Genomic DNA, 21,949 nt, shown 5'->3' with positions numbered 1-21,949 from the left:
GGCGGGTCAGCGCGAAGTTACATTGGCGTGAATTCCGGTTACCTGGTCAGCTTTAAGGCGGCATAGCATACAATATTTTGCGCGCGCGGCCTACAGGGAGAGGGGCAGGATTTCAGGGGCGGGGAATCGGGGAACGGTGGATGCCACAACAAAGCGGGACGGGTCTGCACCCGCCCCGCCTACCTTATCCCAGCACCTTTCTGACGCAGGCTTTGAAGATCTGCACACCAATCTCCAGCGAGTCGAGATCAAAATGCATGTCGGGATGATGCAATCCTGGCGTCAGGTTGGTGCCCAGTCCCCAGAAGCCCGCTTTTACACCCGGACGCTTCACCGGATAGTAGAAAAAGTCCTCGCTACCTGGCGTGGTCCGGGTTGACAGCGCGCCCTCTTCTCCCAGCACCTCGACGATCGCGGCGCGGATCACCGCCGTCGCCTCATCATCAATCTCGGCGGCGGGCATCTCTTTTAATACGCGTACCTCGGCGCTGGCACCCAGTGCCGCCACGCTGTGAGTAATGGCGCGCGTGACCTGCTCTTTCAGCAGCGTCATCGGCCCGTTCTCCTGCGAACGCAGATCCCACACTACGCGGGCTTCATCCGGCACCGAGTTGGTGACACCGGCATCGCACAGGAAGCGGGTTGCTTTGACGCTCCAGGTCAGCCCGGGCGAGAGATGGATGGCGTTGACCGCCTGAACCGCCTGTACGGCAGCATCCAGCGCATTCACCCCAAGGTGCGGACGCGCCGCATGGGCGGGCTGGCCTTTGATGGTCGCTTCCAGCGTGCTGCAGGCTGAGTAGAGCACCGCAGGCACCGCCTGGCCGACCACACACTCCTCCAGCGGACGCAGATGGAACCCCAGAATCATCTCCACATCATCCAGTGCGCCACCTTCGATCATTGAGAGCGCACCGGCGCCCAGCTCCTCGGCGGGCTGGAACAGGATCTTCAGCCGGCCACGTTTCACCGCACCCTCCTGCAGCAAAGCCGTCGCCGCCGTCAGCACGACCGAAGAGTGACCGTCGTGACCGCAGGTGTGGCGCGCACACGGCACGCCATCAATGATGTGCCCCAGCGCATCCATATCCGCGCGCAGCGCCAGCACCGGGCCCGGTACACCGCTGTCGATCTCGGCCACAATGCCGGTGGTGTTATTGATATTGCGCGTCACCTTCAGGCCCGCTTTCTCCAGCTGATCGGCGATGTAGGCCGAGGTTTTCACCTCCTGAAAACCCAGCTCCGGAATTTCGTGCAAATAGTGGTAATGCTCTAATACCTCAGACACAGCGTTACTCCTGCATAAACAGACGCATAACAGACATTGCGATCAGCGCGTTGATGATGCTCACCAGCATCAGCAGCGGCCAGTATTTTTTGGGCACATCGGCCACGCCCAGCAGCCGTCCCATATATTGCAGCTGCGATCCCATCAGGAAAATCGCCGGGGCCAGAATCGTGATATCCGCGCCGGTCAGCAGCCCTTTGGTGAGCAGACTCACCGCTACGCCGGTGCCCGCCGACGATGAGAGCCAGGCGGTGAGCAGCACCGTAATTGCCTCGCCCGGCAGGCCGAACAGCCCCATCACTGGCGCAAAAACGTGCCCGAGAAACTGCATGATGCCGAGCAGATTGAGCACTTCTGCCAGCACATAGGCCATCACCACATTTGGCATCAGGTTGTGAATGGCGATGTGAAAGCCTTTACGCGCGCCGGTCACAAACACATCAAAGGGATTACTGCTGGTCGTGATTTTATTTTCCATCGGCGAAATCCTTTTTATAAACACTGTTTAACACAGCGCGCGTTATTGCCGCACCGACAAATTTCAGCACGAACATTAATAACAGCGGAATAATAATCGGCAGCGTCATTGAGGCGAACAGCGCGGAGCCGATGGCGAAGTAATTATTGATTAAGCCGGCACCGGAATATTGCCAGGCACTCATCACCACCACCTCTTTTTTACCGATCTGTTTCTGGTCAGCCATCTCTTTGGTTAATGCCGCGCCCGCATCGGTACTTTGCAGGTCGGTAATTAATGCCAGACCGCAATGGCCCGGCAGCCCCATCAGCGGCTTAAGCAGCGGCGTCAGCAACCGATGCGCCGCGCGAATCGCGCCGTAGTGGGTGAAGATTTCCAGCACGCCCAGCGCCAGCATCACCGTGGGCGTCAGCGACAGCGCAAACAGGAACCCCGCTTTGGCACTGAGTCCGCCTGCGCCAAGAAAGGTGTTGCTGGCGGGATCTTTCATGGTGCCAAAGCTGCCGCCCAGCGTGGTGAAGTCAAAGGCGCCCAGCCATGAAAGACCCTCGACGTTATAAAACAACCCTGAGAAAAAAAGGATGGCAAAAATTAACGCGACATAACTGCCTTTGGTCGCCGTCATTTTTACCGGACTAACCACACTCTCATCTGACATTATTTTCTCCTGATAAGCAGGCTTGCCGCCTCTTCCGTGACGTGGCAAGTTTCAATATATGGAACTGAGTTCTAAGCATGATTTATGCCAGAGCCGATCGGCGCGCGATTATTAATGGCCCTGCTGTCACCACCGGGCATTTAATCCACGCCATACCTGTTATGGCTCATCAAAATATCTTTTTCTGACGACAACGTGATATTTGCGGCGCGTCATCAGAGGACCGCTATTTCTCCAGCTTCAGCGGCGATTGCACCAGCAGGATAGCGACCGGGCGCACTATCATGGTGCTGAAACCCTGATTTTGTTGCCCGATAAGGAGTGATGCAGAATGAGAATCGCTCGCATTCAATTTGTGAAATAATTCTATTTAAATCAATCAGATAAATTGGCTGTTTTTGCGGAAAAGCCTTCGCTTTACTAACATATTTGATGCATAATTCACCGACTATACCTGTTTATTTAACATCTTCTTAAAAGGACTCGGCCATGCTGACTGCTGAAATGACTGGGCGTTTAAACGACCAGCTGAACCTGGAATTTTTCTCTGCCAATCTTTATCTGCAAATGAGCGCCTGGTGCAGCGACAAAGGCTTTGAGGGTGCCGCTTCCTTCCTGAAGATGCATTCACGCGAAGAGATGCAGCATATGCAGCGTCTGTTTGATTACCTGAGCGATACCGGCGGCATGCCGGTGCTGGGTACCATCGCTGCGCCGCCAGTCTCTTTCACTTCACTGAATGAAATTCTGCAGCAGGCGCTGGAGCATGAGCAGCTGATCACCAGCAAAATCAATGAACTGGCCCATGCCGCCATGACCTCACAGGATTACTCTACCTTCAACTTCCTGCAGTGGTATGTTGCCGAGCAGCATGAAGAAGAGAAGCTGTTCAAAACCGTGCTGGATAAACTGGCGCTGGTCAGCAACAGCGGCAACGGTCTGTTCCTGGTCGATAAAGATCTGGGCCGCATGAGCACCGAGAACCACGCAGAGTAATTTCTGTTGGGGCCACTGAGGTAGAAGGCCTGGTCGCTGTGAGATCGTGCCTTCACAGGGAACAGGGTCAGATCGGAAAGACGCAAAAGCCTCCATCCCTGGCACGCTCGGCCCGCGCTATTACGCACCTCATCCATGAGGTGCGCCCGTAAACGGGCCAACGCTTTGCGTTGTTCAAAAGCGCTCCCGGCGCTTTTGTCCCTGCCGCGGGACGCTTTTCTCCTCTGCCCCTGTTCCCTGCTAACTGAACTTAAGCGTTGCTGCCCAAAACCTGATTGATTAGGCTTTGCCACCACGGCACCGCTATTCCAGCCGGTAACTCGCGGCTTTCTTGCCATTCACCCACAGTTCACGGTTTTCACCCGCAGGCAGTAACAGCGCGATCTCCCGCCAGGCTGGCTGATAATCTCCGCGTTTTTCCACCGTCAGATCGATACGCGTGGCGCTGCTGCAGAGCGTCCAGCGAAGCCATAGCGCATTACCCTGTTGCCAGCCGTGGCTCTCGCCATCGTCATCAAACATTTCGCCTTGTGTCTGCACGCCTTCGGGGGCAGGCCATAGCTGCCATTGCCGCACCGTATCGCGCCGCGCATCGGTGGTGCTTTCGCACTCGCCCAGCGGGATCACCGCACCGGCCCGCACCAGTAGCGGCAACCGATCCAGCGGCGCATCCAGCGTGATGGTCTCACCGCCCGCAAATGCCTTGCCGCTGTGCCAGTCATACCAGCCGCCGCGGTTACGGGGCAGATAGACTTCACGACTGCGCGCGCCCTGCTCTACTACGCTGGCGACCAGCAGATCGCGCCCCAGCATAAAGTCATCACACTCCTGATAGGTCAGCGGATCCTGCTCGTGATCGAGGAAGGTCGGGCGCAGCATCGGCTCATCTTCCACGCTGGCCTGCCACGCCAGGTTATAGAGGTAGGGCATCAGGCGATAGCGCAGCCGGATCGCCTCGCGGATCATCGGTGTGACCTCCGGGTACATCCAGGGCTCATTCACCGTGTGATCGTCATTCCAGGAGTGGATAGTAAAGCGCGGGTGCATCACGCCATTCTGAACCCAGCGCACAAACAGCTCGGCATCCGGCTTATCGCCCGAGAAGCCGCCGACATCGTGCCCGACGTTAAACAGCCCGGAGAGGCTCATCCCCAGTCCCATGCGGATGTTGTAGCGCAGGGTTTGCCAGCTGGTGCGGTTATCGCCGCTCCAGGTCTGTACATAGCGCTGCATCCCGGCGCAGCCGGAACGGGAGATCAGATAAGGGCGTTTGTCCGGTGCAAACCGCTGCTGGGCTTCCATTGAGGCGCGCATCATCAGCAACGGCATTACCGGCCGGATATGCTTGATGGCGATCGGCTGACCAAAACCGTGACAGCGCGCTTCGCCATCCCACACCTCATATTCGTTGTTGTCATTCCAGGTAGAATCGATGCCCTTTTCCAGCAGCTGCCGGGTGACATTCTCCTGCCACCAGCGCACCGCCTGCGGATGAGTGAAGTCGAGGTGCGATCCCTCATCGTCCCAGAACACCGAACGCTCAGGACGATCCTGCTCAGAGTCACGAATAAATAGCCCCTGCGCGGCCACTTCCTGATAGCGCGGATGATCCTGCAGCAGGCAGGGCTTGATGTTGGCCGCCAGCTTCATTCCGGCAGTATGAAACGCGTCGCTCAGCGCATTGGGATTCGGGACTTTGTCGAAGTTCCAGTTGAAGACGTAGCGCTTGTTGTTAATCGAGGTGTAACCCGAAGAGAGCTGGAACGAGTCGCAGGGAATTTCATGCTCGCGACACAGACGGATAAAGGATTGCAGCTGTTGTTGTGCGTCGGGCGCGTCGGTGTAGTGCATGGTGGAGCCGCTGTAGCCCAGGCTCCACTTCGGCTGAAACAGGGTGCGACCGGTCAGACGCACAAAGGCTTTGGTGACGTCGAGCAGCGTCGGGCCCAGCATCATGTAGTAATCAAGATCGCCCGCTTCGGCGCGGTAGCGACGATAAGGGAGATGGTAGTTATCCAGCTCATTCCCCAGATCGAGCCAGCTGCTGCTCAGGTTGTCATAGAACAGGCCAAAACTGACGCCATCGCGCTGCGTCAGGGTAAACGGAATATGTTTATAGAGCGGATCGGTGCTGGCGGCGTTGTAGCCCATGGCATCCAGATTACGCATCTCAAAACGGCGGTTAACGCGGTTCAGGTCGCCACTCTTCTCGCCCAGGCCATAAACCCGATCCTGCGGCTGGCGACGCTGATAGTGCTCGACCCCGTCGCCGTGCGCATTGAGCAGATAGGCACCGGTGTGACGGTCGGCGGCCAGCGGCTGCCAGCTCTCACCCTCAAACTGTTCCCAGCTCAGGCAGAGCGGCTGATGCACCGTGACACGCAGCCGTTGCGTGCTGATGCGCAGCTGCTGCGCATCGTGTTCAACCTTAAATGCCGGCAGCGTAAAGCCATCCAGCGCCTCACGATCCCGCCCCTGCCAGGGCACGTCGCTGACAGGCGCAATGCTCCAGGTGCGGTTCAGCGCCAGCTCACCGTCGCGCTTCAGCAGCACGCGCATCAGCTTATCCTCCAGCACGTAAAGCCGCAGGAAGTGACGATCTTCGACCTTGAGTTCAACAAAGTGATCGGCCTGCTGATGCAGCGTCCAGTTCTTCAGGGTTTTCATCGCGATATCCTTATGGGTTAGCAGGGCGCTGGCGGCGTTCGGCGACCAGCATCACCAGGAAAACGGCACCAATCAGGTCAAAGAAGCCCATCGCCACAAACAGCGGATTGAAGCCGATGGTATCGGCGGTGACACCGATAATCAGCGAGAAGATAAAGCTGGCGATCCAGGCGCAGGAGCCGCGCATGCCGTTGACCGTGGCCATCTGGCGGCGATCAAAACGCTCCACCACCAGCGCGCTCAGCATGCAGGAGATCACCTGATGGCCGAAGCCACCGACGGAGATCAGGGCGATCGCCAGCCAGGGATCTTTTACCAGCGTCATCAGCGCCAGTGAGACCATCAGCAGTGCGCCAGTCACCGAACTGGCGACAATCGAATTGACGCGGGTGAGACCAAACCAGCGCACATAGATTTTGGTCAGATAGCCGCTGGCGACGCTGCCGAGGTCGGCGGCCAGAAACGGCAGCCAGGCAAACATCACGATCTGCTTGAGATCCATGCCGCGCTCATTGGCCAGATAGAGCGGCACCCAGAAGCTCAGTACCGCCCAGGCCGGTTCGGCCAGAAAAGCCGGGATGGCGATGCCGTAGAATTTCTTCTCTTTACCAATCACTTTCAGCGCGGTGAAGAACGGCAGTTTTTCCCCGATCGCTTCGTTGTCCTGATTAATAAAGGCCCGCTCCTCATCAGAGAGACGAGGATGGCTCTCAGGCGAGTGATAGCCCCACCACCAGAGTCCAACCCACAGCAGGCCCAGCCCGCCGGTCAGCAGAAAGGCGCCCTGCCAGCCAAACGTTATGTGTGCGACATAGATAATCGGTGGCGCCAGCATGGCACCAATCGAAAAGCCGACGCCCGCCCAGCCCGCCGCGACCGGGCGCTCTTTTTTCGGAAACCAGTCACCGATCGCTTTGGCGTTAGCGGGCGTTGCCGCCGCCTCAGAGGCGCCCATGACAAAGCGCAGCAATGCCAGATGCAGCCAGCTTCCCGCACCGGCGTGCAGCAGACAGGTCACCGACCAGATCAGCGCGCAGATCAGGAAGCCCATCTTCAGTCCGATCACATCGATCAGCCAGCCGCAGATTGGCTGAAACAGGGTATAGGCCAGCTGAAACGCCGCCACCACCCAGGAGTACTGTTCGGTCGTCATGTGCAGACTGTTTTTAAGTTCCGGTGCCAGAATGCCGAGCGAGTTGCGGGTGATGTAGTTGACGGTTACACCCAGCAGGAACATTCCCAGCATCCACCAGCGTAAATTTTTAATCACGCGCACCGTGCGGGATGCACTGATGGGTTTGGTTGTTGATTCGAGGCTCATTGTGCCACTCCTGATTGCCATTGATGACGCACACCGCCTGCTGGCGTACCGCGTGTCCTGTAACGAACTTAGAAAAGTGCGAAACGTGGGTACAGACACTTTTTTGCAACGCTTTTCATGGCAGGCTGAATCCCGGCAGAAAATGGCACTGAAACGCTTATATGACGCGATTCAGCAGGTTATGAAAAATTTTTTATCAGTGGATTTGAAGGCGATCACAGAATGAAACAAAGGCTGAAAGTAAGCGAAATTGCGGCACTCAGCGGCGTCTCCATCAGTACGGTGTCACGGGTGCTGGCGGGTAAAGCCAATACCCGGCCCGCCACCCGAGACAAAGTGCTGGCCGTGGCGCAGCAACAGGGCGTACTTAACAACCTGCACAGTGGTCGCCTGCTGTTGAATAACCTGATGGTCTTTGCCCCGCCTCGCGCCTTTGATGTACGCAGTGACATCTTCTACTACAAGGTCATTCAGGGGATCAGCCAGGCGGTGGAGCCGCATGAGGTGCGGCTGCGCTACTGCCCGCTGGAGGAGGTGGAAAGTGATGCCGCGCTGTTTATCGACAAGATGCAGCAGACCGAAGCGGCACTGCTGATCGGCATTGATGATGAGCATATTCATCAGCTGGCGGCGGAGATGAACAAACCCTGCGTGCTGATTAACGCCCGCGATCGCCGAATGCGCCTGCCTTCGGTCTCGCCCCATCATCAGCTGATTGGTGAATTCTCAGCGCGCTATCTGTTTGAGCAGGGACACCGGCAGATCCTGTCGCTACATTGCTTACGCCGCTACACCATGGAGCAGCGATTGCAGGGAGTGCGCGACGCCTGGCATGCCATGAACCTGCGGTTTGACAGCCGCCAGCATCTGCTGACCCTGAACAGCTTCAGCAGCAATGAAGCGGCGGAACGGCTGAGTGAATATCTGCGCCACTGCCCTGATGCGCTGCGCCCGACCGCAATTCTCGCCAGCGGTGATTACATTGCGGCGGGCGCCGTCACTGCGCTGGAGCAGGCTGGCCTGCGGGTGCCGCAGGATATTTCGGTGATGAGTATGGATGGCTTTAACCTGGCCGCTATCCACGATATTCCGCTGACCTCGGTGCAGGTGCCGCGTGATGAGCTGGGCGCAGCGGCAGTGAGAATGTTGCAGGAGATGCGACTGAATCCCGGCACGCCCACCGGCAGCCTGCTGCTGAATGGCAGGCTGGTGGTGCGCGAGTCGGTGCGGCGCATTCGCGATAATCTCAGCCATGCACCGGTCCAGCAGCATGGCCTCTATGATTAACACGGTATGGATTAACCCGGCGCGGATTAACCCAGCGTTTTCAGCCGCAGTTCCGACGGCTGAGGCCGTCCGAACAGGAAGCCCTGGAACAGGGTACAGCCCTCATCGCGCAGCTTAGCGAACTGCTCATCGCTCTCCACCCCTTCGGCGGTAATCTGGATATCCAGACTGCGACTCATGCCGGTGATGGCGCGGATAATCGCCAGCGCCTCGCGGCTGTCACCCATATCATTGATAAAGGATTTGTCGATTTTGATTTTGTCGAACGGGAAAGATCGCAGATAGCTCAGCGACGAATAGCCGGTGCCGAAATCATCCAGCGCAATCTGCACGCCCAGCGCCTTGAGGTTTTGCAGGGTACGGATATTACCCAGCGAATCATCCAGCAGCACCGATTCGGTGATCTCAACCTCCAGCCGCGCCGGATCGAGACCCGACTCTTTCAGCGCGCCTTCCACCACCGGCACCAGCGAGCTGTTTTTAAACTGCAGCGGTGAGAGGTTGACCGAGACCGACTGCTCCCCTTCCCAGCTCGCCGCTTCGCGACAGGCTTCATAGAGTGCAAACGCCCCCAGCATATGGATCAGCCCGGTCTCTTCAGCGATCGGGATGAAGTCGTTGGGCATGATCAGCCCACGAATCGGATGATGCCAGCGCATCAGCGCCTCATAGCCAATGATGGTACGGTTATCACCGTTGGTGATGGGCTGATAGTAGAGCCGCAGATGCCCGCCGCTAATCGCATCGCGCAGATCGTTTTCAATCAGGCGTCGACTGCGCGCCACATCGTCCATCTCCAGCGTGAAATGCTCATAGCGGTTGCGGCCGTTGCGTTTGGCTTCATACAGCGCCATGTCAGCACAGCGCAGCAGCTGTTCCGGCGTATTGGTGATGGTGGTGCTGAGCGCAATCCCCACGCTGAGCCCGACCGACAGATTATGGCCTTCAACGTTGACCGGCGGGCGAATCGCCTCAATCAGGCGCTGCGCGACAATGCTCGCTTCTTCATTACTGGCCACCGAAGGCAGCACGATGGCGAACTCATCGCCTCCGATACGCGCCAGGGTATCCTGATCGCGCAGCGCGTTACGCAGACGCTTAGCCACACTGCGCAGCAACTCGTCGCCAATCTGGTGGCCCAGCGCATCGTTCACATTTTTAAAGTTATCGAGATCAAGGCAGAGCGCGGCGGTCTGGCGCTGTATCTGACCGGCTGTGCGCAGGGCTTCACTCAGACGCTGGCGGAACAGAATGCGGTTCGGCAGGCTGGTGAGGTTATCGTGGTGCGCCATATGGTGAATACGGGCATCAGCAGCGCGCTGGTCAGTAACATCTTCCACCAGCAGCATCAGGTAGTTACGACGCGCATCCTGACCATTAATCGCGGTGGCGCGGGTATGCAGAATGCGTTCGCCGCTGGCGGTCATCAGCAACTGCTCACGCTCATGCATGCCCTCACTGCGCAGCGCAACATCCGCCAGATTATTAAAGTAATCGCTGAGTTCGGGCGACATACATTCGTGCGGGCGCTTGTTGACGATCAGCGCTTTCGACAGGCCAAACAGCTGCTGAGTGCGGTCGTTAACCAGCAGGATCTCGCGGGTGATCGCATCTTCCACAATCACACAGGAGGGAATGTTGGCGATAATGTTATCCAGAAATTTAGAGAGCGCGGTTTTCTGGGTGCTCTGGGCTTCAGCCAGATCCCTGGCGCGCAGCACCTGCTGCTCCTGCTCACGGCGTTCCGTGCGGTCGCGGGTGATCTTAGCGAAGCCGACCAGCTTACCGTCATCATCGTGGATCGCGTCGATGACCACATGCGCCCAGAAGGCGCTGCCATCTTTGCGGTAGCGCCAGCCCTCATCTTCAAAACGGCCGGTCTTAAACGCGATACCGAGATTCGCTTCCGGGATGCGGTTCAGCCGCTCCTGGGAACTGTAAAACAGCGAGAAGTGCTGCCCCACCACTTCATCCGCTTTGTACCCTTTGGCACGCTGCGCACCGGCATTCCAGTTCACCACCACGCCGTCGACATCGAGCATATAGATGGCGTAATCGGTGACCCCTTCAACCAGCAGACGGAAACGCTGCTCCTGCTCCCGTTGCTGGCTGCGGACGCGCTGCTGTTCGGTGCAGTCGCGGGTGATTTTAGCGTAGCCCAGCAGCTTGCCCTGATCGTCGCGGATCGTGTCGATCACCACATGCGCCCAGAAGGCGCTGCCATCTTTGCGGTAGCGCCAGCCCTCATCTTCAAAACGGCCGGTGCGATAAGCGGTTTGCAGGTTCTGCTCCGGGACACGGTTCAGGCGATCCTGGGCGCTGTAGAAGCGGGAAAAATGCTGGCCGACAATCTCTTCCGCCACATAGCCTTTGGCGCGCTGTGCGCCAGCATTCCAGTTCACCACATTGCCGTCATGATCGAGCATATAGATGGCATAATCGGTAACGCCCTCCACCAGCAGGCGGAAGCGCATCTCCTGCTCCCGCTCCTTGCGCTGCTGCTCCTGCTGCTGAGTGCAGTCGCGGGTAATACAGGCGTATCCCACCAGCAGACCGGCGTCATTGCGTATCGGATCGATCGTCTCATGCGCCCAGAAAGCACTGCCATCTTTGCGATAGCGCCAGCCTTCGCTTTCATGGTGTCCGGCTGTGGCAGCCATATCCAGTCCACGCTGCGGCAGGCCCCGGCGGCGATCTTCTTCGCTATACAACAGGGCGAAGCTGCAACCAATCATCTCGTCTGGCGTATAGCCTATCGTGCGCTGAGCACCCTGATTCCAGCTGCCGATGATACCGTCAGGTTTTAGCATAGTGATGGCGTAATCATTCACGCTTTGTACCAGCATGCGATAGATGACATCAGAGTTATTATCCATTGTGATTAGCCTGCTGCTCTGTAGCCGGATAACGGCTTAGGAATGTTCTCAATAGCGTGCGCAGACTACAGCCGAAAAGAGCTGAGATGACAAGCGCATTAAGAAGATTAATCAGTGTTTATAGGGGGTTTATCGGCAGCGGCGAGTAAATGTTCAATGACTCCGTCGTGGCGGCGCGTCAGACGACCCGCTCCCAGCGCGAGGAGAGCGAATAACGGAGCTGCCAGCAGAGCATTGCCGGACTTTGGCTCATCAGCTGCTGGCACTCTTGCGGCGCGACAAACGCCGGGATCACTTTCTGGGCCGCCGTCTGTCTGATCAGCGCCAGCTGATCGTCGAGCGGCGGATGCACATTCCACGGCAGCCAGCGCGCCATGCCGGATTGCAGCATCTCAAAGGCACGGGTGCCGCGGGAAACGTGGCTGCTGAAGATCAGACGAAAGTCGGGCTGATGGCTGAGCTGCGCCGCCAGGCCGCTGTCAGCCACCGCATCCGCCGCGACAATCACCGTATCCGGTCGCCAGCAGTCCGGCGTTGCGACGCGCAATAACCGGGCCAGCGCCAGCATCGCCGCGGCGGGCAGGCTGTTGAGCGCCAGCAACTGCGCCACCTCTTCGCGCACCTGGGGACACATCACCACCGGCAGCCCGCGAGCGCTGAGCTGCAGCGCCATCTCAGGGCCGCGACCGTGCAGCGGCGCGGTGACCACGGCGCCCCCTTGTGCAGCCAGGGCCAGCGCGTCGCTCTGCTGCGCCAGTCGCTGATTCCGGTCGCCATAGGAACCATCGGTAATCAACAGCCGTGCGCGTGGCGGGCAATCAAACGGCAACAGCAGCGATTCGCGACTCCAGTCGCCCATATAGGTGATGCCACCCGCAATCGGCAGATGGAACCAGATCGATCCCGGCGAATGTCCGCTGCGACCGGTAAAGAGATTCAGCGGCCCCAGCGCGCACTGGCCGCGCAATGGCAGGATGCGTCGTGCCTGAGCCGGCACGCCAGCCTCGCCCAGCTGCTGCCAGGTGATCTCACTGGCATAGACCGGCGGTGAACCGATGTCGGCCCAGCTATCCAGCGCCGCCGCGTGATCCACATGGGAATGGGTCAGGCAGAGCGCATCGACCTGGCCGATGGCGGCCACTGCGGGCCGGACGCCCGGCTCCGGCCCGGCACCTAAATCCCATAACAGACGGTACCCCTCTATCTCCAGCAGGAAAGCGGCCGGCAGTTTTCCGCCGACGCCGCTGATCACCGTCAGGCTTGCCATGGCAGGACTCCCTGCGGCAGACGACGCGTCAGCCGTGAGGCCAGCAGCATTAAGCCCAGCACGATCCCAATCATCAGGCATCCGACCGCCGCCGCCAGCGGCGCCGATCCGCCTTCATCCAGGAAAATAATGGTCGGACCAAGCGTCTGGGTTTGCGCGGTAACCAGCAGCACTGAAACCTGTATTTCATTCAGCGCGGTGAGGAACACCAGCAGCGCACCGGCCAGCACAGAAGGCGCCGCCAGCGGCAGCAGGATGTCAGTCATCCGCCGCATCAGACCTGCGCCGCATAAGCGCGCCGCCTCATCCAGTGACGGTTCGATTTGCGCGAACCCGGCCAGCGTCGGCCTTAACACCAGCGCCAGGAAATTGGCCAGATAGGCAGCGAGAATAATCCACACCGTTCCGTAAAGAGAAAATCCCAGCAGCGGCAGCGGCCGCAGGAAAAACAGCATCGCCGCTACACCAGTGACAATGCCGGGCAGCGCATAGGTCAGCTCGCTGGCGAATCCCAGCCCCCGCACCAGCCGGGTACGATGCCAGCTGAGAAAGAAAGCCAGGAACAGTGCCATGACGCTGAGCAGCAGCGCCGTCAGGCCGGTGAGCCACAGGCTGGTAAAGAACGCCTGCCGTATCGCCGGATAGCCCCACAGCGCCTGCTGAAAATTCTCCAGCGTCAGGGTTTGCCAGTTCAGAGCCTGACCGAAACCGCGGGTTAAGGCGGTGGTCAGCAAGGCGCTGAGCGGCAGCAGCAAGGTCATCACCATCCACAGCCAGGCGATGATTTCGCCCGGCAGTCGCGCGCGCCGCAGCGGCTGGTGCCAGGGTCGTGGCGATCCGCTGACCCGGACATCGCGTCGTCCGCCCAGCCAGCTGCTAATCAGCATCCCGGCGAGGGTGATCAGCGCAATCAGCATCGAGTAGACGGCGGTATTGGGCAGCGCACCGGGGCCGAGGGTATTGAGCTGCTGATAAACCAGCGTAATCAGCGTTGGCACCCGCGCCGGAATACCCAGCATCGCCTGGATACCGAAATTCCCGACCGCAGCGACAAACGCCAGTGCCGCCCCGGCGAAGATCGCGGGGCGCGCCAGCGGCAGGATCACCGTGAACAGAATCTGCCGGGGTGATGCGCCGCTGATACGGGCCGCCTCCACCAGTTCGGCGGGGAGTCGACGCAGGCCAGCCCGCACCGTGAGGAACACCAGCGGCGCATTGTGCAGACCCAGCAGCAGCACCATGCCGGTCGCGGAATAGAGCGGTTGCTGACCGGGTGCCAGCCACGTCCCGCCCAGCGCACTCACCGCATTGGCCAGCAGACTGCCCGGTGCCAGCGCCTGTATCCAGGCCAGCGCAGTCACCTGCGGCGGGATCATCAGCGGCAGGATAAAGGCGAATACCCAGGCCGCTTTGGCACGCAAATCGGTGAGCGCCACCAGCCAGGCGGCCACCGTTCCCAGCAGCAGCGACATCAGCGTTGCGCTGATGCCGATCGCCAGGGTATTCAGCGTGGCGCTGAGCACCCGGCGGCTGGTCAGCAATCTCAGCAGGCGATCGCTATCCAGTATGCCATCCGGTGCCAGCGCGGTTCCCATCAGCCGGGCAAAGGGTGCCACCGACAGCAGGCCGATCACCAGCACCAGTACGCCCAGCACCAGCGGTTCCGCCCGCCATCTGCGATGCCTGGCAGCCTGGCCTCTTCGGCATTCGTTGCCCAGCACGCTCACGATCAGCCGCCAAACAGTTCAGTAAAGGTTTCGCGGACCTGAGCATCCTCGGCCACCGCCTGGGCCACGTCCGGCGTCAGCAGCGTGATTTGCTCAATCGGCGCAAAGCCACCGGGTGCCGCCACGCGGGCATCGACCGGCCGGTTGCCCTGCTTCGCCACCAGTTGCTGCCCCGCTTCCGACAGCATGAAATCAACAAAGGCTTTGGCGGCCGGCAGATTATGCGCCGACTTCATGATCGCCACCGGCTCGGTCACATAGGAGACGCCCTCCTGCGGATAGACCAGATCGATGGGCGATCCCTGCTTTTTGGCGCGGATAATATCGGCATCCGTGATCACGCCATACTTATCCATGCCGCTGGCAACCGCTTTCAGCGCCGGTCCATTGCCACCCTGAGGCGCAATGCCGATGGCGGCCAGTTGCTGATAGAACGCCCAGCCAATCGACGGGGTATGGATATCGGTATGCAGCTTATAGAGCGCAGCACCGGAATAGAGGGGACTGGGGACCGCAATCTGGCCTCTGTTTGCTTCTACTGCCAGCGCTTTCCAGCTACTGACCGGCTTCGCACGCTGGGTGTTATAGGCGATCACCGTGGCGATAATTTTGGTACCAAAAAAGGTTTTATCCGCATCGTAATAGGCAGGCTTCAGGTGGCTGACCGGGGCGGCCGGGTAAGCATAGAGCTGCCCCTCTTTCTTGAGCGCGCCCAGATTGATCGCGTCGGCCACCAGCAGCACATCGGGTTTGACCTGGCCGCTCATCATCTCCGTGTGCAGCACGTTCATCAGTTGAGTGGTGCCGTTGCGGGTCCACTCCACCTCCACCGCCGGATACGCGGCCTTAAACGCATCGATGGTCTGTTGCGCAATTTCAGGTGCCTGCGACGTGTAAACCACCAGCTTGCCGCCGGGCGCGTCGGCCGCCTGCAGCAGGGTTGAGGCCGCGAGGCCCGATAGCAACAACAGCGCGTGAAGCGGAGTACGAAAAGCCGTTTTCATGGTTTCTGAAACCCTTTATGCAGGAAGAATCCAGCCGTCATCGACGGCGACGCCGACGGTGTCATCCACCGCCAGTAATGCAGCATCGTTAAGTGTCAGCGACAGGCTGACATCCGGTTGATTAAGCGGTCGAAGATTGATCTGATGGTAGCCACCGCGAAAGATGATGCGCTCAACGCGGGCGGCAAACTGCCGCTCTCCCTCAGCGGCGAGGTGAAAACTGACGCTGTGGAAGCTGGCTTTGCCGTATGGCAGCGGGCGCTGGTGAGGCGAGCAGCGCAGCAAAACCCGCAGCCCGCAGAGCGTGGCGGTCGCCTGACCCGGATCGAGTGGCTCAATGTCGCTGACCGGCAGCACCCGCCCCTCATCAATAAAGGCCGCCACCATCTCATTAGCCGGTTCGCGCCACAGGGTCTGCGGGCTGGCGAACTGCATCACTCTGCCGTGTTCGAGCACCACGATGCGGTCGGCCAGTGCCATCGCTTCGCGTTGATCGTGGGTGATATAGAGTAAGGTGGCGCCACTGTGACGATGGAAGCGGCGGAACTCCTCTTCCATGGTAGCGCGCAGATGGACATCGAGGTTAGCCAGCGGCTCATCCAGCAGCACCAGCGTAGGCCGTGCCACCAGGCAGCGAGCCAGCGCCACGCGCTGGCGCTGGCCGCCGGAGAGATCGGCGGGTCGGCGGTCGGCGAAGCGATCCAGCCCGACCAGCGTCAGGGCCTGGGTGGTGCGCAGTTCGCGTTCTGCGCGCGCCACACCGTTCACCTTCAGGCTGTAGGCGACGTTCTCCGCGACCGTCATATGCGGCCACAAAGCGTAGTTCTGGAACACCACGCCGAGCTCGCGGGCTTCCGGCGGCAGGTGCAGCCCGTCTGCGGCAACCTGACGATCACCGATGCGGATTTCACCGCTGTCGAGCGTTTCAAAGCCGGCCAGCAGGCGCAGCAGGGTGGTTTTGCCGCAGCCAGAAGGCCCAAGAACGGCGACAAACTCGCCCTGGTTAATCTGTAACGAAATCGCGTCCAGTACCGGCTGCGCGCCGAACGCTTTGCTCAGTCCGGTTAACGATATTGCCGCCATCTTACTCTGCCTTTGCCGTTAACATGCTGGGCAAAACGCTACGACAGTTTGATGACAGCCCGGTGACAGCCCGGCTTACGGGACGCGAAAGCCGGGCAGCATCGGGGCGTGCTCGCCCCGTGGCTTACTGCTGGGCGGTGAGCGCCGCAATCGGCTGCCAGATCTCGGTTAATGCGCCCTCTTTGCCGGTAAAGGGGTCCTGTGTCGGGAACGGCACTTTTTTCACCTGCTCCTGGGCCATTTTCAGCTTCGCGGGCTCATCGCGCAGCGTCTCCGGCGACATTCCGTGCGGATAGGCGCCAATCACCATAAAATCTTCGCTGGCGCTGACCTGCCGGTGGCCGACACCGGCCGGAATCAGGACTGCATCGCCTGCGCGCAGGGTCACCATCCGGCCACTGTCGCCGCCAAACAGCACTTCCGCCCAGCCTTCAGCGACGCCCAGCAGCTCATGGGTATTAGGATGATAATGGGTGTATGGGAAGATCGGATAGCGCCAGGCGGGTGGCCAGCCGTTCTCCTCGAAGGTTTTCTCAAACCACGCAGCGATCTCCTCCTCTTCCGGCACCACGCGCGGCCAGATAATCAGAGGTAACGGGTTATTGGGCACGCCGCCCGATGGGCTGGCGAGCATCAGATGCTGAGGATTGTCAGAAGCCCCGGCCGAGAAGGTGCCAGCGGCAAAGGACATCATTAATAGCAGACTGGAGGATGAGGCACGCATACAGGTTCTCCGATGTTTTTCTAAGTGTGGCAAACCCGCGACACAATGCAATGTGCGCCAGACGACACAATTGAGATAATTGACTGATATTGCTGACTAAAGCCAAATGTGTCGTTAACTATAGGGCCGGAGTGTGCCTGTGCGACAGAGGGTAGCGGTTCTTACTGCGGCAAAGTGTTGCAAAATGTCAGGCGGCAAGTCTAAAGGCGCAGCAGCCCGACGCCCCGGTTACTGTTGTATAAACTGTTATATAAAAAAAGCACAGATCTGTTTCTGATATGCTTGACTGTTATCTGTTGTAATAGCTAACAGATGACAGTGAGGTAACAAATGGACGCTATTAAACAAATCCTGATTGACGAGATCGCCCTGCTTAACCGCGAAGAACGTCGCGACAATTTGCCGCGTTTCAGCCTCTCGTTTCTGAAGAACCACCCTGGTCTCTGGGCAGTAATGTATCTCTGCTACGGCCTCTGCGTGGCGCTGATTTTCACTACCGAGATGCTCGGCTGGCCCGCCTTCTGGTTCGCCACCGTGTTTGTGCTGGTGATGAGTGTGCTGATGCTGCTGGATATCAACCCGAAATATCGCTTTGAAGATATCGATGCACTCGACCTGCGCGTTTGCTACAACGGCGAGTGGTATTACATTCAGCCGGTGCGCGAACAGGCAATCTCACGTATTCTGTCGCTGCCTGAGACACCAGAACGCGTGAAGAGCGGTATCCAGCGTCTGCTGACGCAAAAAGGGGAAGTGGACTTCTATGATGTCTACTACCTGACCTGGGGCCATCAGGAAGCGGCGCGGGTCTAATCCGCCAGTCCTTCCGCCATCAGCTGACCCAGCTTCACGATTGCCGCCTCGGCCCGACTATCCCACGGCCAGGCGGTATTTAACCTGAAGCAATGCCTGAACTGCTCACCTGCCGAAAATAGCTGCCCCGGTGCAATACTGATCCCCTGAGCCAGCGCCCGCTGATAGAGCCGGGTCGTGTTGATGCTTTCCGGCAGCGTCACCCAGAGAAAATAGCCGCCGCGTGCTTCGCTGACCGTGGCCTGTGGCGGCAGCACCTTCATTAACGCCTGGCGCACCATCTGCTGTCGCTTCGCCAGAATCTGCCGCAGCCGCTTCAGATGGGTGTCGTAACGCCGCGTGGCAAGAAAATCGGCCAGCGCCAGCTGCATCGGCGCACTGGTAGAGAGCGTGCTCATCAGTTGCAGCCGCTGAATACGCTGCGCATGCTGCCCCGCCGCGACCCAGCCGACGCGGAATCCTGCCACCAGCGACTTTGAAAATGAGCCGCAGTGCAGCACGTTCCCCTGGCGATCCCAGGCTTTCGCCGGCAGCGGCGGCGCATCACCCGCCCAGAGTTCGGCATAGACATCATCTTCAATCATCGGCACCTGATAACGCGCCAGCAGTGCGACCAGCTGCTGTTTGCGTTCCGGCGTTAAGGTTACGCTCAGCGGATTCTGCAGGGTGGTCATCAGCCAGCAGGCTTTCACCGGCCAGCGCTGCAGTGCCTCCTCCAGCTGGACGAGGTCGATGCCATTTCTGGCATCGACCGGAATCGCCAGCGCCTTGAGCTTAAGCCGCTCTATCGCCTGCAGCGCGCCATAAAAACTCGGCTGTTCAATCACCACATAATCGCCCGGCTCGGTCAGGGATTGCAGACTGAGGTTCAGCGCCTCCAGCGCCCCGCTGGTGATGACTATTTCATCCGGCGACAGGGTGATGCCCTGACGCGCATAGCGCTGCGCCAGCAGCTGTCGCAGCGTAGCGTTGCCGGGCGGCAGATTGTGCAGCGCATCGGTTGGGGTCAGATGATGAGAGACGTTAGCCAGCGAGCGCATCAGCTGGCGCTGCGGAAAGAGTGCGGGATCGGGAAAGGCGGAGCCAAACGGCACGATGGCCGGATCGCGCGTGGCCTGCAGAACATCAAACACAAAGTCGTTGATATCGACCTGTTCACTGATCGCCACGCTCAGCGGTGCGGGTGCTAAGGCACGCGGTGCAACGTAGTAACCCGACTGTGGACGGGAGACGATCCAGCCCTGACTCTCCAGCAATTCATAGGCATGCAGCACCGTCATCAGGCTGACGCCCTGCTGCGCGACCTGCTGACGCAACGACGGCAGACGTGTGCCTGGCAGCCAGATACCGGCCTCTATCTGCTGCTGAATCTCATCCATCAATCGCTGGTATTTCGCCACGGGTGACCGCTCCTTGTTATACCGTGAATAGTCTGACCGCGAGACTTTACCACGCACGGCGACCAATGACAGGCGGCGCGAATCGCTTTATCCGATTGCGCTGATTCTTCACGGCTTCAGGCAGGTCAGATCACAGCGACCTGCGGCGTCAGCGGCTGCCCGGCTTCGGCTTCGGCATTCAGACTCACTTCCGCAACCGCCTCTTTAATTTCCGCCACCACATAATCAGCCAGTTCCGGCACCCGCTCCGGGGGAACCGGCTTGCCCAGCAGATAACCCTGCAGCGTATTACAGCCCAGGCTGGTCAGGAAGGCCTGCTGCTCAGCGGTTTCAACGCCTTCGGCCACCACTTTCAATTGCAGCGACTGCGCCAGCGCCACTATCGCCGACACGATGGTGGCATCTTCTGTGTGATGCTGCAGTTCGTTCACAAAGGCCCGATCAATCTTGAGTTCACTGGCCGGTAGCCGTTTCAGATAGAGCAGGCTGGAGTAGCCAGTGCCAAAGTCATCAATTGAAGCTTTCACCCCGAGCTGAGTCAGCTCAGTCAGAATACGCACGCTCTCATCGGGATCGCGCATCGCGGTGGTTTCCGTCACCTCCAGCGTCAGCAGTTCGGCCGGAATCTGATGTTTTTCCAGCGCATCCACCACCGTCTTCACCAGATTCGATTGCTCAAACTGCAACGCCGACAGGTTCACCGCCACCGACCAGTCCGGATGGCCCTTCAGATGCCACTGGCGCAGCTGGCGACAGGCTTCATGGATTACCCAGTTGCCGATATTGACAATCATTCCGGTCTTTTCTGCCATTGGCAGAAATTTATCCGGCGACAGCAGGCCGCGCTGCGGATGCTGCCAGCGCAGCAGCGCCTCAAAACCGAGAATCGGACCGCTCGGCGCGCAATATTTTGGCTGATAGAACAGGCGCAGTTCATCATGATCCAGCGCCTGCCAGAGATCGTTATTCAGCTGAAGCTGGCTCTGGGCCTGAATGTTCATTGAAGGCTGAAAGAAGGTGTAGCCGTTGCGGCCATTATTTTTGGTGTGGTACATCGCCGCATCGGCGTTGAACATCAGTTCGCGCTCATCCACGCCATCGCCGGGATAGACTGCGATACCAAGACTCAGCGAGACCACCAGCTCATAGCGTGAGATATCAAACGGACGATCCACCGCTTTGACCAGCTTATCGGCGATGGCCGCCGCATCATTGGGATCGTGGATCTCCACCAGCAGCACAAACTCATCGCCGCCAAGCCGCGCCAGCGTGAAGTAGCCGGTCATCTGCTCGCTCATGCGCTCGGTCACGCCAATCAGCAGGCTGTCGCCAATGTGGTGCCCGAACGCGTCGTTGACCGCCTTAAACCCATCGAGATCCATAAACATCAGAGCAAACTGCCTCTGCTCACGGTTCGCTTTGTTGATCGCCTGCTCCAGCCGATCCTCCAGCAGGATGCGGTTGGGCAGCCGCGTCAGGTTGTCGTGCAGCGCCAGCTGTGCCAGCTCGCGATTGGCTTCAGCCAGCGAACTGGCGAGAATCGAGGTACGCGCCTGCATCCGCGCATCCAGCATCGACACCAGCAGAGTAATGCCCAGAATCGAAATAGTGACCACCGTGACCAGGATCGCCAGCCAGTTGCTGTTGACGCCCTGCCCGACCGGATGACTGTGGACGGGAAACTCTGCCGCCATCATGCCGGTGTAATGCATGCCGGCAATCGCACAGCCCATCACCACCGATGCGCCAATGCGCAGCAGGGTGACCCGGCTGGTCTGTCCTTCCCGCAGGTTAAACGCCAGCCACAGCGCGGTGCCAGAGGCGGCCAGGGCGATCGCCACCGACAGCGCCACCCAGCCCCATTTCCAGACGATACCGGGAGAGAACATCAGCGCCGCCATGCCGGTGTAGTGCATCGCGACTACGCCGCTGCCAAGGATCAGCGCGCCACCCGCCAGGCGCGGCAAAGGCAGATCGCCACTGCAGACCAGCCACAGCGCAAATATCGACGCACAGACCGCGATGGCCGCAGAGAAGGCGGTGAGCCCGGCGTTGTAGCTCATGACCATCTCCATGTTCATCGACAGCATGCCGATAAAGTGCATCGCCCAGATGCCGATGCCCATGGAAAAACCGCCGCCGAACAGCCAGACCAGCGCAACTTTGCCGGTTGAATGCACCACCCGTCCCGCCATATCTAAGGCGGTAAACGAAGCCAGCATCGCGACAAGAACGGAGACGATGACGATAAAAGAGTCGTATGAGGTCGCTAACATAGTGCATTCCCGCGAAAGCAGAGCTTGTGGTTGGGCAGAGGATTTTAAAATTATTCTCTTAGTTATCGGCACAGCCCGGCGGTT

Annotated in this window: 17 protein-coding genes; 4 read left to right on the top strand and 13 right to left on the bottom strand. The window is 59.3% G+C overall.

Going from position 1 to position 21,949, the window contains the following annotated elements:
* Positions 1-184 precede the first annotated feature (184 nt).
* Genes ACR8BN_RS03570 through ACR8BN_RS03560 form a run of 3 tightly spaced genes read right to left on the bottom strand, consistent with a single transcriptional unit; the run spans position 185 to position 2,424 of the window.
* Positions 185-1,288 carry a M20 peptidase aminoacylase family protein gene (locus tag ACR8BN_RS03570; RefSeq protein ID WP_010248978.1) on the bottom strand — a complete coding sequence of 368 codons (1,104 nt, stop codon included), beginning with the start codon at positions 1,286-1,288 and terminating at the stop codon, positions 185-187.
* A gap of 4 nt (positions 1,289-1,292) precedes the next feature.
* Positions 1,293-1,766 carry a YjiG family protein gene (locus ACR8BN_RS03565; RefSeq protein WP_069025372.1) on the bottom strand — a complete coding sequence of 158 codons (474 nt, stop codon included), beginning with the start codon at positions 1,764-1,766 and terminating at the stop codon, positions 1,293-1,295.
* Positions 1,756-2,424 carry a nucleoside recognition domain-containing protein gene (locus ACR8BN_RS03560; RefSeq protein ID WP_010248983.1) on the bottom strand — a complete coding sequence of 223 codons (669 nt, stop codon included), beginning with the start codon at positions 2,422-2,424 and terminating at the stop codon, positions 1,756-1,758. Before ACR8BN_RS03560 ends, ACR8BN_RS03565 begins: the two co-directional genes overlap by 11 nt.
* A 489-nt stretch (positions 2,425-2,913) precedes the next feature.
* On the opposite strand from ACR8BN_RS03560, the gene ftnA reads away from it, so the two are divergent.
* Positions 2,914-3,420: a non-heme ferritin gene (ftnA, locus tag ACR8BN_RS03555; RefSeq protein ID WP_010248984.1), complete on the top strand. Its 507-nt coding sequence runs from the start codon at positions 2,914-2,916 to the stop codon at positions 3,418-3,420.
* Between the two features lie 303 nt (positions 3,421-3,723).
* Here ftnA and ACR8BN_RS03550 read toward each other — a convergent pair whose 3' ends face one another.
* Both ACR8BN_RS03550 and ACR8BN_RS03545 read right to left on the bottom strand, forming a co-directional pair.
* Positions 3,724-6,087, bottom strand: coding sequence for a TIM-barrel domain-containing protein (locus ACR8BN_RS03550; RefSeq protein ID WP_434747338.1), 2,364 nt, complete (start codon positions 6,085-6,087; stop codon positions 3,724-3,726).
* Positions 6,088-6,097: 10 nt separating this feature from the next.
* Positions 6,098-7,408: an MFS transporter gene (locus ACR8BN_RS03545; protein WP_031593879.1), complete on the bottom strand. Its 1,311-nt coding sequence runs from the start codon at positions 7,406-7,408 to the stop codon at positions 6,098-6,100.
* On the opposite strand from ACR8BN_RS03545, the gene ACR8BN_RS03540 reads away from it, so the two are divergent.
* On the top strand, positions 7,380-7,634 hold the full coding sequence (locus tag ACR8BN_RS03540; RefSeq protein WP_434747337.1) for a hypothetical protein: 255 nt from the start codon (positions 7,380-7,382) through the stop codon (positions 7,632-7,634). The genes ACR8BN_RS03545 and ACR8BN_RS03540 overlap by 29 nt on opposite strands.
* On the top strand, positions 7,631-8,695 hold the full coding sequence (locus ACR8BN_RS03535) for a LacI family DNA-binding transcriptional regulator (protein ID WP_010248992.1): 1,065 nt from the start codon (positions 7,631-7,633) through the stop codon (positions 8,693-8,695). Before ACR8BN_RS03540 ends, ACR8BN_RS03535 begins: the two co-directional genes overlap by 4 nt.
* Positions 8,696-8,721: 26 nt before the next feature.
* On the opposite strand, the gene ACR8BN_RS03530 is transcribed toward ACR8BN_RS03535, so the two are convergent.
* The 6 genes from ACR8BN_RS03530 to ACR8BN_RS03505 all read right to left on the bottom strand — a co-directional run bounded on the left by ACR8BN_RS03530 (position 8,722) and on the right by ACR8BN_RS03505 (position 17,376).
* Positions 8,722-11,571, bottom strand: a complete 2,850-nt coding sequence (locus tag ACR8BN_RS03530; protein ID WP_434747336.1) for a sensor domain-containing protein — start codon at positions 11,569-11,571, stop codon at positions 8,722-8,724.
* Positions 11,572-11,749: 178 nt separating this feature from the next.
* Entirely contained in the window at positions 11,750-12,838 is a 1,089-nt protein-coding gene (locus tag ACR8BN_RS03525; protein WP_434747335.1) for an MBL fold metallo-hydrolase, read from the bottom strand.
* Complete coding sequence (locus ACR8BN_RS03520) at positions 12,826-14,565, bottom strand: ABC transporter permease (RefSeq protein WP_434747334.1); 1,740 nt, start codon at positions 14,563-14,565, stop codon at positions 12,826-12,828. Before ACR8BN_RS03520 ends, ACR8BN_RS03525 begins: the two co-directional genes overlap by 13 nt.
* A 2-nt stretch (positions 14,566-14,567) precedes the next feature.
* Complete coding sequence (locus ACR8BN_RS03515; protein WP_410009554.1) at positions 14,568-15,569, bottom strand: ABC transporter substrate-binding protein; 1,002 nt, start codon at positions 15,567-15,569, stop codon at positions 14,568-14,570.
* 15 nt (positions 15,570-15,584) lie between these two features.
* Positions 15,585-16,652, bottom strand: a complete 1,068-nt coding sequence (locus ACR8BN_RS03510) for an ABC transporter ATP-binding protein (RefSeq protein WP_434747333.1) — start codon at positions 16,650-16,652, stop codon at positions 15,585-15,587.
* A gap of 124 nt (positions 16,653-16,776) precedes the next feature.
* Entirely contained in the window at positions 16,777-17,376 is a 600-nt protein-coding gene (locus ACR8BN_RS03505) for a cupin domain-containing protein (protein WP_031593886.1), read from the bottom strand.
* Between the two features lie 330 nt (positions 17,377-17,706).
* Between ACR8BN_RS03505 and ACR8BN_RS03500 the strand changes: the two genes are divergently transcribed.
* Complete coding sequence (locus ACR8BN_RS03500; protein ID WP_010249002.1) at positions 17,707-18,189, top strand: YlaC family protein; 483 nt, start codon at positions 17,707-17,709, stop codon at positions 18,187-18,189.
* On the opposite strand, the gene ACR8BN_RS03495 is transcribed toward ACR8BN_RS03500, so the two are convergent.
* Entirely contained in the window at positions 18,186-19,589 is a 1,404-nt protein-coding gene (locus ACR8BN_RS03495) for a PLP-dependent aminotransferase family protein (protein ID WP_039388141.1), read from the bottom strand. The two genes, ACR8BN_RS03500 and ACR8BN_RS03495, sit on opposite strands and share 4 nt — an antisense overlap.
* 125 nt (positions 19,590-19,714) lie before the next feature.
* Entirely contained in the window at positions 19,715-21,865 is a 2,151-nt protein-coding gene (locus tag ACR8BN_RS03490) for a putative bifunctional diguanylate cyclase/phosphodiesterase (protein ID WP_434747332.1), read from the bottom strand.
* Positions 21,866-21,949 lie beyond the last annotated feature (84 nt).

The sequence above is a fragment of the Pantoea sp. Lu_F5_004 genome, from assembly GCF_051136245.1.
Lineage (GTDB): Bacteria > Pseudomonadota > Gammaproteobacteria > Enterobacterales > Enterobacteriaceae > Pantoea > Pantoea agglomerans.
Note: the sequence above shows the minus strand (reverse complement) of the source record. Positions and strands in the feature narration are given on the sequence as shown.